Below are 15088 nucleotides of genomic sequence, written 5' to 3'. Positions count from 1 at the left end.
TACGCAGCCGCCATGAGGCAGGATGCCACGCAGCGAACGTTTGGGGATTTGACGATGGATCTGGGAATTGCGGGCCGCAAGGCACTGGTCAACGGCGGCAGCGCCGGGATGGGGCGCGGCGCCGCGCTGGCATTGGCGCGCGAAGGCGTGGAAGTGTTCATTTCGGCGCGCGGCAAGGCGCGGCTGGAGGCAACCTGCGCCGCCATTGCCGCCGAGACTGGCGCCAAGGTGCACGCGATCGCAGCCGACCACGCCAGCGACGAGGGCCGTGCCGCGATCCTCGCTGCCTGCCCCGATCCCGACATCCTCGTCGCGACCTGCGCCCCGCCGCCCTTCACCGGCGATTTCCGCGACGTCTCGCGCGAGCAATTCGAACGCTCCGTCGCGACCGCGCTGCTCAGCCCGATCGACTACATCAAGGCGGTTTCAGTGCCGATGGTCGAGCGGCGCTGGGGCCGGATCGTCAACATCAGCACCGGGGCGGCCAAGTATCCGGCCGCAATGCGCGTCCTTTCCGGCCCTCCGCGCGCGGCGCTCGCCAACTACTGCCATGCGATTTCCAAGGAGCTCGCCCGCTTCAACGTGACGGTCAATTCCGTGCTGCCGGGGATGCACCACACGCCCGGGATCGAGGAAATGATGAGCCCGCGCGCGGCGGCAAACGGGCGCACCTATGACGAGGAAGTCGCGTCCTTCGTGAAAGCGGTGCGCATTCCCGCCGGTCGCTTCGGCGATGCCGAAGACCTGGGAGCGCTGGTGGCCATGCTGTGCAGCGCGCAGACGAGCTTCCTCACCGGCCAGTCGCTGGTCGTCGATGGCGGGATGGGCACCTCGATCTTCTAACGCTCAAGCCCAAACTTTCGTCATTCCTGCGAAGGCGGGAATCCAGAGCTGCAGGCACTGCACTATCCGCCCTGGACCCCCGCCTCCGCGGGGGTGACGAGGGAGTTGTGGGGCGAAACGAGTTTGGCTCAGGCCACCGCCCGGTACCCCGCCCCGCGGATCAGCTTGCCCGGCCGCGCGCCGGTCGATTGGTCGAAGCGCCGGATAACCTCACCGACCACAATGGTCGCTTCGTAGCCGTTCGCGCGCTGGTGCAGGCGGCGTCCGCCCGCAGGCAGATCGCGCACGACTTCGGGCAGATGCAGCGAGAGGCCGTCGAGGTCGATCACGTTCAAATCGGCCCGCGCGCCCACCTTCAGTAGGCCGCGATCATCAAGCCCGACCGCCCGCGCCGCCTTGCGGGTGAGCATGTGGACGGCATCGGCCAGTTCCAGCTTGAGCGGCCCCGCGCCTTTCACGAACTGGGTGAGCAGGTAGGTCGAATAGCTCGCATCGCAGATCGCGCCGTAATGCGCGCCGCCATCGCCGAGGCCGGGAACGCAATAGGGATGGCGCAGCATCTCGTGCGCGCTGTCCAGCGTCGCGTTCTCGTAGTTGCCCAGCGCGGCCAGGAACAGGCCGAGACCGTTCGTTTCCAGAAGCCGGTCGTAGGCGATCTCCTGCGGCGTGCAGCCGCGCGCGGCGGCCTGCCCTGCCATGCTCATGTGCGCAGGCGGGGCATAGTCCGGCGGATTATCGAGCGGGAACAGCCAGCGCCAGTTGCGCGCCAGCGCGTTGAACGGGTGCCCGGGGGCAAAGTCCTCGCTCAGCAAGGCCTCGCGCAGGGCCGGATCGCGCATCGCGGCGACTTGTTCGGGAATCGAAAGGTGCGCGATCTTCGACCAGCTCGGGCAGAGCACGAAGGGATGCACCGTGAGCTCCAGCCCCGCGATCAGGCCGATCGGACGCGGCATGACCTGAGCGTGGGCCACTCCGCCCGCCGCATTGGTCGCCTCCAGCTTTTCGAGCACCCGCCGCCAGCGCGGCGGCGCATCGTTGCCGGAGGCGAGCGTGAACGTGGCGGGCCGTCCGCTGGCGGCAATCACCCGCTCGATCACGCGGTATTCCTTGTCCCACCCGACGAAGGCATCGAGCACGACCTGGAACGTGCCTGCCCCCACATCCCCCATGCCGCGCGTGATCGCTTCCAGTTCGGCAATATCGGCATCGAAAGTGGGGATCGCGCCGCCATCGGCGGTCTTGTGGATCGAGAGGCGCGAAGTGGCAAAGCCGATCGCGCCTGCGCGCATCGCCTCGGCCGTCAGGTGCCGCATCAGTGCAAGGTCCGCCTCGGTCGCCGGTTCGCGCGCCGCACCGCGCTCGCCCATTGCATAGACGCGCAGGGGCGAATGCGGCAGGTAGGCGGCGATATCGATATCGCGCTTTCCGGCAGCGACCTTGTCGAGATACTCCGGGAACGTCTCCCAGTCCCACGCAAGCCCTTCGGTCATCACCACGCCGGGGATATCCTCGACGCCTTCCATCACGTTGATCAGCATTTCGTGATCGGCCTTGCGGCAGGGCGCGAAGCCGACGCCGCAATTGCCCATGACTGCCGCAGTCACCCCGTGCGCAGAGGAAGGCGAGAGCTCTTCGGCCCAGATGCACTGGCCATCGTAATGCGTGTGGACGTCGATGAAACCGGGGGTGACGATCCGGCCTTTGGCGTCGATTTCCTCTGTGCCGCGCCCGCCGAAAGCGCCGATGGCAGCGATGCGCCCGCCCGCGATGGCGAGATCGCCCTCGATCAGATCGCCGCCGCTTCCGTCGGCAATCGTGCCGCCCCGGATCACGATGTCATAATCGGCCTGCATGGGCTTATCCTCCCTGAACCACGCGTACGATCCCGCCGATCAGCGAGCCGAGCACGAACGTGTAGATCGGCGGCATCGAGATATAGAGCGGGATCAGCCGCTTCTCGGCCGCCTGATGATAGCCGCGCGCATAAAGCACCCGCATGAAGGGCCAGATCGCGCCGATCCCGGCGGCCCAATACGGGCTCACCACATAGGCGAAGAGCCACATGCCGGGCAGGAACAGCACGAGATGCTCCAGCGTGTTCTGATGCGCGCGGACGTAGCGCTCGTATTCCTCGGGGCCGCTATGCGAGGGCACCGCAATCTTGAACCGCCCGCGCGCCAGCCCCGCCATCAGCAGCGTGAAATAGTAGGCCAGCAGCGCCAGCGCGCTGACGATCACGACATAGACGTATGGATCGATCATGATTGCCGGCGCGCCTCTTCCCTTGTGCTTTGGGCAGAGGCTGACGCCGGGAGGGCTGCGCGGCAACTCGCATTTTAGGGACCAATCTGGTCACACCGTCCCTGCACTCTCGCGGGCCCGCAGTTCTTCCTTCAGCGCGGCCTTTGAAATCTTGTTCGCGCCGCTGAGCGGCATCGGCTGGTCGCGGATCTCCAGTGTGCGCGGGCACTTGTAGTGCGCAAGGATGTTCCGGCAGTGGTCGATAAGCTCGCGCTCCGTCGCCGCCATGCCCGCCTTCAGGGTCGCGACGGCATGAACCGCCTCACCCCAGTGCTCGTGCGGGCGGCCGAATACGGCGCATTGCGAAACCGCCGGGTGCGCGGACAGCGCGTTCTCGACCTCGAGCGAGTAGACGTTCTCGCCCCCGGAAATGATCATGTCCTTCAGCCGGTCGATCACGAAGAGATAGCCCTCATCGTCGAAGTAGCCGATGTCACCGGTGTGCATCCAGCCGCCACGCAGTGCCTCTGCGGTGCGTTCGGGCTGGTTCCAGTACCCCAGCATGACGTTCGACCCGCGTGCGACGATCTCGCCGGCCTCCCCGGGCGGAAGCAGACGGTCCTGCGCATCGACAATGCCCACTTCGGCGAACATCACAGGCCTTCCCGCCGACCGCAGGCGGCCGCTTGCCCACCGCTCGGGCAGATGGTCGTAGCAATCGAGGATGGTCACCACCGGCGAAAGTTCGGTCATGCCGTAAGACTGAAGAAAGCCGACATGGGGCAGCGCCGCCATGATTTCCCTGAGCAGCGCTTCGGGCATTGGTGCAGACCCGTAGGAAAGCACGCGCAGCGAGCTGAGATCGGCTTCGATCAGCGCCGGATCGTCGAGCATCGCGCGCAGCATTGTCGGCACGAATGTGGCGTGGGTGACGCCCGTCCACTCGATCGCCGCTATGACTTCACCCGCGACAAAGCGCGGCAGCAACACGTGGGTGCCCGCAGCGTGGGTCACCGAAAACACCCGGGCCGCGGCTGCGACATGGAACAGCGGGCCGTGATGCAGATGGACGATATCGGGTCCGAAACCGAGTTCGCCGTAGGTGTTCGCGGTATTGGCGACGAAGTTGGCGTGGCTCAGCATGACGCCCTTCGCCGCGCTCGTGGTGCCGCTAGTGTACATCAGGACGGCAAGATCATCGCCGCCGCGCCCCTGATCGGGCAGGGGTGCGGTTTCCTCGACAAGGCCTTCAAGGCTGCGCATTCCGGCGGGCGCATCGCCCTCTCCCGCGTGGAGAAGCGGCACAGCGCCGCCCGCCGCCGCCAGCAGATCGCCGCCAAGGTCGCAGAAATCATCGCCCAGCACGATCACGTCCGGCTTGCAGTCCGCCACTTGATCGCACAGCTCGCATAGCGCCAGCCGGTGGTTGAGCGGAGTGATCGCCCCACCCGCATGGATCGCGGCGAAGAAGCATTCCAGCGAATGGTGGCTGTTGAGCGAAAGCAGGACGACACGCCCGCCGGTTGTCAGGCCAAGCGCCTTGAAGGCTCCAGCCAACCGCGCGACGCGGTCCGCAAAGGCATTCCAGCTGAACGACTTGGCACCATCGATGACAGCCACGCCATCGCCGCGCATATGCACCGCGTGCCGCAGGGCCTGCCCCAGACTGACCGACTTGTTCACGCCGCGAATCTCCCTCTTTCGCCTTGCTCTACGAGCTTCGCTGCCGAGGCAGGAGCTGTTCAATGTGGCAGCGCGCCGTTATCACCGCCTAAGCCTGCTTACGGGTATTGCCCCGCGCGGCGCAAACGGGCCATGCGGCGCGTGATGACACTCAAGGTAGACATGGGATTCGATGGTGCCGGGGGTGCGGCACTGGTCGATCTGGAGGAGCTGCTGGCGACCCGCCTGCTCGTCCAGGGCAATTCCGGCTCGGGCAAGTCGCATCTGCTGCGCCGCTTGCTGGAGAAGAGTGCCGGGCAGGTCCAGCAGGTCATCATCGATCCCGAGGGCGATTTCGTCACGTTGTCCGGCCCCTATGGCCATGTCTCGGTAGAGGCGATCGACTATTCCATTGGCGAGATCGCGCACTTTGCGCGGCGCTGCCGGGAGCACCGCACTTCCGTGGTCCTCAGCCTTGAAGGGCTGGAGATGGAAGGGCAGATGCGCTGCGCCGCCGCGTTTCTCTCCGGCCTCTTCGATGCCCCGCGCGAGCACTGGTTTCCCGCGCTCGTGGTGGTTGATGAAGCGCAGATCTTTGCCCCTGCCGCCGGCGCGGAAGTGAGCGAGGAAGTCCGCCGCGCTTCACTGGGCGCGATGACCAACCTCATGTCGCGCGGGCGCAAACGCGGGCTTGCCGGGATCATCGCCACGCAGCGCCTCGCCAAGCTTTCCAAGAACGTGGCGGCAGAGGCGAGCAACTTCCTGATGGGCCGCACGTTCCTCGATATCGACATGGCGCGCGCCGCTGATCTGCTCGGCATGGAGCGACGGCAGGCCGAATCCATCCGCGATCTGGCGCGCGGCACCTTCCTCGGCCTTGGCCCCGCCATCGCGCGGCGTCCGGTGATGCTGCGGATCGGCCCGGTCGAGACATCTGCGCGCAGCAGCAGCCCGGTGCTGGTGCCGCTGCCCGATGCGCCCGCGCCCGACATGCGCGAATTCCTGCTGGCAGGGCTCGACGAAGCGCCCCTCCCCCCGCCGGCCCCGACACCGCGCCCCCAGCCGGCCACGCTCGTGCTCGAAGAACTGGCGCGCATGCCGATCGCGCCGGTAGCCGAAGAGCCGCTCGAACCGGTCGAACCCGAACCGATCATGGTCGCCGCCCTGCGCGCGATCGGATCGGACGAGGAAGCGACCGGCAAGACGACCGCGGTGCTGTTTCAGGACTTTCAGGTTCGCTGCCGGATGCACGGCCTGCGGCAGGCCCCGCTCGATCTCGCCAGCTTCACCCGCCGTCTGGCTGCCGCCCGCGCCGGCATTTTCGAAGGGCTGGAGGACGAATGGGCGCCAGCACTCGAAGCTGGCCGCCGCGTGCCGGATGACATGCTGGGCGCCTTCCTCCTCATCGCGCGCGCCGCCAGCGAGGGCCGCCCTTGCCCCAGCGATCAGGAACTGGCGCTTGTCTATGGCACCAGTTCGCTCGGGCGCGCGCGGCGGGTGCTGAGCTACATGGAAGAGCGCGACATCATCGTGGCGCGCACCGACCTTTCGGGCCGCCGCTCGATCACGATCCCCGCGCTGGGCTGGACGACTTCACCCACCGAACCTTGAGCCCCCGCGTCAGAACCGGTAGCCCAGCCGCACGTACCAGTTGCGGCCGTTGGCATAGTTGCGTCCGGCATATTCGGGCACCGATCCGAAGAAGCCGGTAACCCAGTAAGTCTTGTCGAACACGTTGTTGAGGCCGGCGGTCAGCGTCACCCGGTCATGCGCGGTCTTGAAGGTCACGCTGGTGTTGGCGACGGCATAGGCGGGCACGATCTCGGAATCGAGGTTGGCAACGCCGAGGCCGTTGAACTGCTTGCCGACGCCATCGACAGAGCCGGTCAGGGCCAGGCTGCCGAGATTGCCGATGGGCTGCTCGAACGTTGCGCCCACGCTGAAGCTGTAGTCCGGCGCGGCCACCGGCTTGGCGTTGAGGCCGGGGGCGAAACCATAGAAATCGGGCGCAAAGATCGGATGGGCTGGGTCCGCGCGGGTATACTTCGCATCGAGCAGGCCGAGGTTGCCGTAGAATTGTAGTGCGCGCACCGGGGACCAGTTGATCTCGAGTTCGAGGCCGTTGATGCGCTGGTCGGACAGCGCGACCGTCTGCGGCGAAATGAGGTCGGCGTGGTTCTTGAACTTGCTGCTGAAGGCCGTGAGGTTTGTTCGCAGCGTCCGGCCAAACCATTCGGCCTTGATCCCCGCTTCGAAGGTCTTGACCGTTTCAGGTTCCAGGTAGTTCGAAGCCGGCCCGGGGCTTGTTGCACGGTCTCCCTCGAGATTGCCCGCCTTGTAGCCTTCGGTATAGGTTCCATAGAGCAGGATATCGGGGGTCGCCTGCCAGTTGAGGCCCACCCGCGGGGTGAAGCGCGAAAAGTCGCGTGCCGGGTTGACCGGGAAGCCGGGATAGCGGGTCAGGTTGTCCTCGAAGCGGGAATCATACGCGATCTTCTTCTTGTCCCAGGTCTGCCGCGCGCCGCCGATCAGCGAGAGGTTCTTCACCAGCTCCCAGCTCGCATCGAAGTAGACCGCATAGCTCTTCGAATCGAGGTTGGTGTCCTGATAGGAACCACCAAACCGCTCGGTGTAACCGGGGTGAGCGACCGGCGAGAACTCCACCGGCACGCCGATGGTCGAGCCATACTGCAGCTGGTGCCACTGGTTGCTGAAGTAGTAGAGCCCGGCGGTGTACTTGAACGTCTCCGCGATCGAGCCGGTCAGCTGGAATTCCTGGCTGAACTGCTTGTAGTCCTCGTGCGTCTCCACCGTGCTGCCGATGGTGACGCCAAAGATCGTCGAGCGCGAGCTGCGCCCGCTGAGCTGGGTGACATAGTCGCCGGTGTACTTGCGAAAGCCGCTGATCGACTTGAACGTACCGAGCCCGGTTTCAATGCTGCTCTTGAAGACGATCCCGTAGCCATCATAGTGCGAGCCCGGCCACTTGCGGAAACCGCCCTGCGCGGTGAGCGGTTCGAACGAACCGCGATTGGGGCCATAGAGCGGACGGAAATTCGATGTGCCGCTTTTCGAGAGCAGCTGCGCCAGCGACATGGGATTGTCGGGCACGATCGGGGTCGAGAGATTGGTGCCGTCGTCCTGCTTGTATCCGTCGACATTGAGCTCGAACTCGACCCCCGGCCCGGCCTGCCACAGGCTCGAAAAGCGCGCGCCATAGTGCTTGGTGCGCGAAACGTCGTCGCTCAGGACCTTGTTGGCGTTGTCGACCAGCTTCATGAAGCCGTCGTTCTGCGTGAGGTAGGCATCGAGCTTGATCGCCAGTTTGTCGGCAATCAGAGGAATGGAGACGTAGCCCTTGATATCGCCGCGGTTGTTGCTGCCGACCGCGCCGGTGAGCGAGGCCTGCACCGCAGTCAGATCGGGACGGCGCGGGATGAACTTGATCGCGCCGACCGTGGCGTTGCGGCCATAGAGCGTGCCCTGCGGCCCGCGCAGCACTTCAACCCGCTCGAAGTCGATCTGGTCGATATAGGCGGCGGCGGTCGACTGGAGGTAGATATCGTCGACGAACACCGCGACGGCGTTTTCCGCGTTCCAGTTGTTGTTCGCGCGGCCCGCCCCGCGCAGGTAGAACTGCGGCGCGGAGAACGAGACGGTGTTACGCGGCGCCTGAAAGTTGGGGACCACCGACGACATGTCCATCACGCTCTGCACGTCGCGGCGCTGCAGCTGCGCCCCCGTCAGCGCGGAAATGGCGATCGGCACTTCCTGAAGCTTCTCGCGCCGCTTGCGGGCCGTGACGATGATTTCCTCGATCCCGCCTTGCGCACTGCCCGTGCTTGCCTGCGCCGTATCGGCGGCCTGCTGCGCGAGTGCTGGCGCGGCGGGCAGGAAAGCCAATCCGGCGACTGCGGCTCCGGCGAGCAGCGGCCAATGGCTACTTGGCGACTTGGCGGATGGAATGGTCACGGCAGCGCTCTCCCTCGATTGTTTTTCTCGATTCGACGATTCTTGATGGCGCAGGCGCGGAAACGGCTCACCTTACTTTTGGATAGCTTGCACCTTCGGACGAATTGCGCGGCCCGATTCCGCCCCGAGCGCGATGCGGCCTTGCGCCCGACAGCACCGGCACCGCGCTGATTCTGGCCGAAAGAAAGGTGGCTTTCGCCGCGCCCCGGCGTCTCTTCCCGCATCAGGACTGCCAGATCCGGGCAGCGCAGACCGCTGCTGCAGAACGCCATGTTGGGAGAACACTATGGAAGTCGCATTCTTCATCCCGCCGACCGTGGGTTCACGGGAAGAACTCATGCAAGGCCTCGCCGGGCGGCGCACCGATCTCTATCAGCGCATGCTGAAGGACCTGACCGAGATCGCCCAGTTCATGGACGAGTACGGCTATTTCGGCATGGGCTTTACCGAGCACCACCTCTCGGTCGAGGGCATGACGCTGTCGAACAGCCCCTCCATGCTGGGGCTCTACCTTGCCAATCAGACCAAGCACCTCAATTTCGGCGCGCTGGGCTATGTGCTGCCGGTGCACGATCCGCTGCGCGTCGCCGCCGAAGTCACCATGCTCGATCAGATGACGCAGGGCCGAGCCTTTGCGGGCTTTGCGCGCGGAGTGCAGACGCGCTGGATCAACACCATGGCGCAGCACCGCTACAGTCTGGCCGACAACATCACCGATCCCAAGCAGTACGACGATGACCGCCGCAAGCTGTTCTACGAGCACCTCGAGATCATCCTCAAGGCCTGGGACAACGACACGTTCTCGCACAAGGGCGATTTCTGGACGATCCCGGCGCCGAAAACCGCCTGGCCCGGCCAGCGTATGAGCCGCGAGATGGGCGGGGGCAGCCTCGATGCCGATGGCAACCTCGTCGAAGTCGGCGTCGCGCCCGCGATGTACAACCGCAAGCGGCCGATCATGTTCGAGCCCTTCTCGGTCAGCCACAGCTCGATCGAGACGGCGGCTTCCAACGGCCTCATCCCGATCGGGATCATGTGCGATCCCGAAATCGTCTCGCAGCAGATCGATGCGGCGCAGCGCGGCTGGGAGAAGGCAGGCGTCAGCACGCGGCGCGGCGAGAAGCTGGGCTTCGCGCGCTACATGATCGTGGGCGAAACCGATGCCGAGGCGATGGAGTTTGCAGAACTCGCGATGTTCGAGTGGACCTACTTCTTCGCGCAGTTCGGCTTCAACGCGGTGCTGGCGAAGCAGGGCGAGGACTGGCGCGACATCCCCTCGACCATCCCCGAATTCATCAAGCGCGGCATCCTGTTCTGCGGCAGCCCCGATACGGTGAACCGCCAGCTCGAAGCGGCGCTGAAGACGATGCCGATCGATTACCTCTGGCTGTTCACGCCCAACGAGTTGCTGCCGCAGAAGATGATGATGAAGCACCTCGATCTGATGACCCGCAAGGTGCTGCCCAACTTCACCGACAAGATCGGGCCGAACATCCACCGCAAGGCCGCAGCCTGAGATGGACTACGCCAGTCTTTGGGGCGATGTGCACCGCTCGGCGTTCGAGCAAGGCTATCTCGACGCCGGCGGGGTGCGGACCCGCTTCATCCGCGCAGGGGATCGCTCTGCGCCCAAGCTGATCTTCCTCCACGGGACGGGCGGCCATGCCGAGGCGTTCCTGCGCAATCTCCATGCCCATGCCGCGCATTTCGATACGGTGCTGATCGACTATCTGGGCCACGGCTGGACCGACAAGCCGGACGTGGCCTACGAAATGCCGGACTACGCCGCACACCTTGCGGCCACGCTCGATGCGCTGGGGTTCGCCAGCGCATCGATCTGCGGCGAATCGATGGGGGGCTGGATCGCGGCGTGGTTCGCGATCCACCATCCGGACCGGGTCGACCGCCTCGTGCTCAACACCATGGGCGGCGCGACGATGAACCCGGCGGTGATGAAGACCGTCTATGACATGACCCTTGCCGCGGTCGAGGATCCGGAAACGCTCACCCGGCCCCGGCTCGAATGGCTGATGGCCGACCCATCCGTCGTAACCGACGATCTCGTTGCCTGCCGCACCCGGATCTATGCGCAGCCGGGGATGAAGGAAGCGATGCGCCGCATCCTGTGCCTGCAAGTGGAGGAACCGCGGCGGCGCAACCTGATGACTCCTGCCAACATGGGCCTCATCAAGGCGCCGACGCTGGTAATCTGGACCAGCAAGGACCCCACCGCCTCGGTCGAGACCGGGCGCGAGATCGCGAGCTGGATTCCAGCTTCCGAATTCGCCGTCATGCAGAACTGCGGGCACTGGCCGCAGTACGAGAAGCCGGAGGAGTACAACCGGCTCTCGCTGCAATTCCTGCTGGGCGGACGCGGCGAAGGGGCTGCCTGATGCCGGCTCAAGTGCTGTGCATGAGCCATGGCGGGCTCATGAACTTTCCCGATCTGCTGAGCGCCGAGGAGGACGCAGAAGTTGCTGCCGAAATCGCCAAGGCCCGCCGCGCGGTGGCGGACTTCGCGCCCGATCTCGTGATCAAGTTCGGCAACGATCACAACAGCGGCTTCTCGCTGAAGCTGATGCCGGCCTTCCTCGTGGCGTTACGCGCCCGCACACTGGGTGACTTCGGCACAACGGCCAAGCCGCTGGCGGTGCGCGAGGATGTGGCGCGCGCGCTGGTAAGCCATCTGCACGGCGCCGGTGTGGATGTCGCCACGTCCTACGATGCTCTGTTCGACCACGGGATCGTCATGGCGCTCGACAAGCTGTTCGACAATGCCGCCAGCGTGCCGGTCGTCCCCGTTTTCACCAATTGCGGCGGCGATCTGCGCCCGCCGCTGCGGCGCTCCAAAGCGCTGGGCCGAGCCATCGGCGTCTATTTGCGCGATGAACGGCCCGATCTGAAGGTGCTTTTCCTTGGTTCAGGCGGGCTCTCGCACGATCCGCCGCTGCCCACCTTTGTCTCCGCGCCGCCCGAAGTGCAGCGCCGGATGATCGAGGGCACCACCTGGACGGAGGAAGCGCTGGCCGTCCGCACCGCCAACGTGATCGCGGCCGGGCGCGAACATGGGCGCGGCGAAGGGCCGCTGCAATCGCTGAACCCGGCGTGGGACACATGGTTGCTGGACCGGTTCACCGCAGGCGATCTTGCCGCCATTGTCCGGCAGAGCGACGCCGAGGTGATCGCGATGGGCGGGCGCGGCGGAAGCGAGATCCGCAACTGGATCGCCGCATTTGCTGCGTTCGGCGAATATGGCCGCGGCCTCAGCCACATTGAACAGCGCTACTACCGTGCATTGCCGAGCTGGATCACCGGCTTCGGCCTGATCCGCGCGACCACCGAAGCCGAGACCGGCAGGGGATGATCCCTTTGCCGCACACGCAAGCCGTGCTCTACATCCTCCCGGATATGAGCCGCACCGCCTCACGCCAGCCTGACCGGGCAGTGCCTGCATGAGCGAACGCGTCGATTGCGTGGTGATCGGTGCGGGCGTGGTGGGCCTTGCCTGCGGCGCGGCGCTGGCAGCAGCGGGGCGCGAAGTGCTGGTGCTCGAACGGGCGGGCCTGATCGGCAGCGAGACGAGCAGCCGCAATTCCGAAGTGATCCACGCGGGCATCTACTATCCGCCCGGCTCGCTCAAGGCCCGGCTCTGCCGCGAGGGCAAGGCGCGGCTCTATGCCTATTGTGCCGAGCGGGGGGTGCCCCATCGGCGGCTGGGCAAGATCATCGTGGCAGCCGCGCCCAAGCAGGTCGCCCGGCTCGAAGCGATCCGGGCGAATGCCTGCGCCAATGATGTGACCGATCTGGAATGGCTGACTGCTGCGGATCTGGCCCGGCTCGAACCGGCGATCACCGGGCACCAAGCGCTCTTCTCGCCCTCCACCGGGATCATCGACAGCCATGCACTGATGCTCGCGCTGGAAGGCGATCTGGCGACCCATGGCGGGATGGTCGTGCTGGGTGCGCCAGTCGAGGGCGGGGTCTGCGGTGAGGAAGGCATTTCGCTATGGGTTGGCGGCGTAGAGCCCATGGAACTGACCGCGCGGACGGTCGTTAATTGCGCCGGGCTCCATGCCCCGGCGCTGGCCGCACGGCTGGACGGCCTTGCGCCGCAGCATGTGCCGCAAGCCTACTATGCCAAGGGCCACTACTTCCGCCTGAGCGGCCGCGCGCCGTTTGCGCACCTTGTCTATCCCGTGCCCGAGCCGGGTGGCCTCGGCATCCACCTCACGCTCGACATGGGCGGGCAGGCCAAGTTCGGGCCGGATGTGAGCTGGACCGAAACCGCCGACTACAGCTTCGATGAAAGCCGGTTCGCCCGGTTCGTGGAGGCCATCCGCACCTACTATCCCGCACTCGATGCCGAGCGGTTCCATGCCGACTACACCGGCATCCGCCCCAAGATCGCCGGACCCGGCATGCCGGACGCCGACTTCCGTATCGATGACGCGGGCGTCCACGGCGTGCCGGGGCTCGTCAACCTGTTCGGCATCGAATCCCCGGGCCTGACCGCAAGCCTCGCCATCGCCGACGAGGTCGCGGCGCGCCTCAGGCGTTGAAATTGAGCCGCTGGCCCGGCCGTGGCCAGCGCATCTTCACAAGCTGCCCCGCGCCCGAAAGCGTGATCCATGCCGTCTGCATGTCCTCGCCGCCAAAGGCGATGTTGGTGGTGGCGGGATCGCCCGTTTCGACCAGATCGACCGACCGGCCCTCGGGCGAAATCACCCGGATGCCGCCAGTCGCCAGCGCGGCGACGCAGACATTGCCGTTCGCTTCGATCGCCATGGAATCGTAGAGTTCAAAGCCGGGCGCGCCATAAAGCAGGGCATCGGGATTGAGCAGCCCGGCGGGAACCTCGACCACGCCCGGCGCCGTTACCCTGTAGTGCCAGACCCGGCCGACCATCGTTTCCGAGACGTATAGCGTCCCCCCATCGGGCGAAAGGCCGATGCCATTGGCGTGGCTGCACGGATAGACCTGCTCGCTGATGTAGGAGCCGTCGCAGCGTGCGTAGTAGACCGCGCCGACATCCTCGTGGCGGGCATAGCGCTTGCCGTTGTCGGTGAACCAGAACCCGCCGTGCGCATCGAAGACGATGTCGTTGGGGCCCTTGAGCGGCACTTCGCCGCAATGGGTATAGAGCGTCTCGACCGCGCCATTGGCGAGATCGACGCGCTGGATGCTGCCGCCGGTGTAGTCCGGCGGGGTTAGACCGGGGAGCAGCGCGCCGTTCACTTCGTGCCATTCGAAGCCGCCGTTGTTGCAAATATAGGCCTTGCCATCAGGGCCGATTGCCGCGCCATTGGGGCCGCCGCCGGTTTCGGCCACGACCTCCACCGTTCCGTCCGGCCAGGCGCGGCTGAGCGTTCCGCGCGCGATCTCGACGAACAGCACGCTGCCATCGGCCATCACGATCGGCCCTTCCGGAAACAGCAGGCCGCTGGCGATCACTTCGAACTCGGTCATGTTGCTCTCCCGTGCTTTGTCCAGAGCGGCGCTAGGCTGCGGCCGGGATGGATTCACCCGCTGAAAGTTAGGTGCCCGGCGCGCCGGGTGCGCTACGCTGGTGCCAAAGCAAGCAAGGGGAGAGCGCGCGATGGCAGGGCAACTGAACGGGAAAGTGGTCATCGTGACCGGCGCGGGCAGCGGGATCGGCCTTGCCGCCGCGCAGCACTTTGCGGCCGAGGGCGCGCGGGTGATCGCGGCAGGGCGCACGCTGGCAGCGGTCGAAGCGGCGGTGCAGGAGATTGCGGCGGCGGGCGGGACTGCGGTTCCCTGCCGCGTGGATGTGGCGCTGGCGGATGATTGCAAGGCGATGGTCGACTTTGCCATGTCCCAATTCGGCCGGCTTGATGGGGCGTTCAACAATGCCGGGATCGACGGACCGCTTGTGCCCGCAGCAGACTATCCGGAGGACGCTTTCGATGCGGTGATCGCCGCCAATCTCAAGGGCGTGTGGAACTGCATGCGCTTCGAGATCCCTGCCATGCTGGTGGGCGGCGGCGGCGCGATCGTCAACAATGCCTCGAGCCTTGCCGAACTCGGCCAATACAACATGGTGGCCTATTGCGGCGCCAAGGCGGGCGTACTCGGCCTGACGCGCGGGGCAGCGCTCGATTACGGAGCGCAGGGCATCCGGGTAAACGCGCTCTCCCCCGGCGTGGTCGAGACCCCGATGATGACCAGCCAGATGGCAGCCTATGACGGCCTGCGTGACATCCTGCTGGCACGGCACCCGATCGGCCGACTCGGCGCGCCGCTCGAACTCGCGCGCGCGGCGGCATGGATGCTCTCGGACGAGGCCAGCTTCATGCTCGGCGCCAACGTGGCTGTCGATGGCGGCTACTGCGCGATCTGACGCCGCGACCAC

At 65.9% G+C, this 15088-nt stretch carries 12 protein-coding genes; 7 read left to right on the top strand and 5 right to left on the bottom strand.

All coding sequences use genetic code 11. From position 1 onward, the window contains the following. Nucleotides 1-54 precede the first annotated feature (54 nt). Nucleotides 55-843, top strand: coding sequence for an SDR family oxidoreductase (locus Q0071_RS13620; RefSeq protein ID WP_298170321.1), 789 nt, complete (start codon nt 55-57; stop codon nt 841-843). Nucleotides 844-971: 128 nt separating this feature from the next. Here the strand turns inward: Q0071_RS13620 and Q0071_RS13615 are convergent, their stop codons facing one another. From Q0071_RS13615 to Q0071_RS13605, 3 genes are all read right to left on the bottom strand, one after another. Next, on the bottom strand, nt 972-2696 hold the full coding sequence (locus tag Q0071_RS13615) for an amidohydrolase family protein (protein ID WP_298170318.1): 1725 nt from the start codon (nt 2694-2696) through the stop codon (nt 972-974). Nucleotides 2697-2700: 4 nt separating this feature from the next. Next, on the bottom strand, nt 2701-3105 hold the full coding sequence (locus tag Q0071_RS13610) for an MAPEG family protein (protein ID WP_298170314.1): 405 nt from the start codon (nt 3103-3105) through the stop codon (nt 2701-2703). Between the two features lie 90 nt (nt 3106-3195). Beyond that, complete coding sequence (locus Q0071_RS13605; RefSeq protein ID WP_298170311.1) at nt 3196-4767, bottom strand: AMP-binding protein; 1572 nt, start codon at nt 4765-4767, stop codon at nt 3196-3198. A 132-nt stretch (nt 4768-4899) separates the two neighbouring features. On the opposite strand from Q0071_RS13605, the gene Q0071_RS13600 reads away from it, so the two are divergent. Further along, nucleotides 4900-6357, top strand: a complete 1458-nt coding sequence (locus Q0071_RS13600) for a DUF87 domain-containing protein (RefSeq protein ID WP_366886520.1) — start codon at nt 4900-4902, stop codon at nt 6355-6357. Nucleotides 6358-6366: 9 nt separating this feature from the next. On the opposite strand, the gene Q0071_RS13595 is transcribed toward Q0071_RS13600, so the two are convergent. Further along, a complete protein-coding gene (locus Q0071_RS13595; RefSeq protein WP_298170306.1) occupies nt 6367-8718 on the bottom strand; it encodes a TonB-dependent receptor in 2352 nt (783 codons plus the stop codon). A gap of 286 nt (nt 8719-9004) precedes the next feature. On the opposite strand from Q0071_RS13595, the gene Q0071_RS13590 reads away from it, so the two are divergent. The 4 genes from Q0071_RS13590 to Q0071_RS13575 all read left to right on the top strand — a co-directional run bounded on the left by Q0071_RS13590 (nt 9005) and on the right by Q0071_RS13575 (nt 13277). Then, a complete protein-coding gene (locus Q0071_RS13590) occupies nt 9005-10234 on the top strand; it encodes an LLM class flavin-dependent oxidoreductase (RefSeq protein ID WP_298170304.1) in 1230 nt (409 codons plus the stop codon). A 1-nt stretch (nt 10235) separates the two neighbouring features. Then, entirely contained in the window at nt 10236-11111 is an 876-nt protein-coding gene (locus tag Q0071_RS13585; protein WP_298170301.1) for an alpha/beta fold hydrolase, read from the top strand. Further along, a complete protein-coding gene (locus tag Q0071_RS13580) occupies nt 11111-12082 on the top strand; it encodes a 3-carboxyethylcatechol 2,3-dioxygenase (RefSeq protein WP_298170298.1) in 972 nt (323 codons plus the stop codon). The genes Q0071_RS13585 and Q0071_RS13580 overlap by 1 nt, the downstream gene beginning before the upstream one ends. A gap of 88 nt (nt 12083-12170) precedes the next feature. Beyond that, nucleotides 12171-13277 carry an NAD(P)/FAD-dependent oxidoreductase gene (locus tag Q0071_RS13575; protein ID WP_298170295.1) on the top strand — a complete coding sequence of 369 codons (1107 nt, stop codon included), beginning with the start codon at nt 12171-12173 and terminating at the stop codon, nt 13275-13277. Here the strand turns inward: Q0071_RS13575 and Q0071_RS13570 are convergent. Further along, complete coding sequence (locus tag Q0071_RS13570) at nt 13267-14184, bottom strand: SMP-30/gluconolactonase/LRE family protein (RefSeq protein WP_298170292.1); 918 nt, start codon at nt 14182-14184, stop codon at nt 13267-13269. The two genes, Q0071_RS13575 and Q0071_RS13570, sit on opposite strands and share 11 nt — an antisense overlap. Before the next feature lie 130 nt (nt 14185-14314). On the opposite strand from Q0071_RS13570, the gene Q0071_RS13565 reads away from it, so the two are divergent. Beyond that, complete coding sequence (locus tag Q0071_RS13565; protein WP_298170289.1) at nt 14315-15076, top strand: glucose 1-dehydrogenase; 762 nt, start codon at nt 14315-14317, stop codon at nt 15074-15076. Nucleotides 15077-15088 lie beyond the last annotated feature (12 nt).

The organism is Novosphingobium sp., assembly GCF_027486195.1.
Taxonomy (GTDB): Bacteria; Pseudomonadota; Alphaproteobacteria; order Sphingomonadales; family Sphingomonadaceae; genus Novosphingobium.
This window is presented reverse-complemented; position numbering and strand designations above follow the sequence as displayed.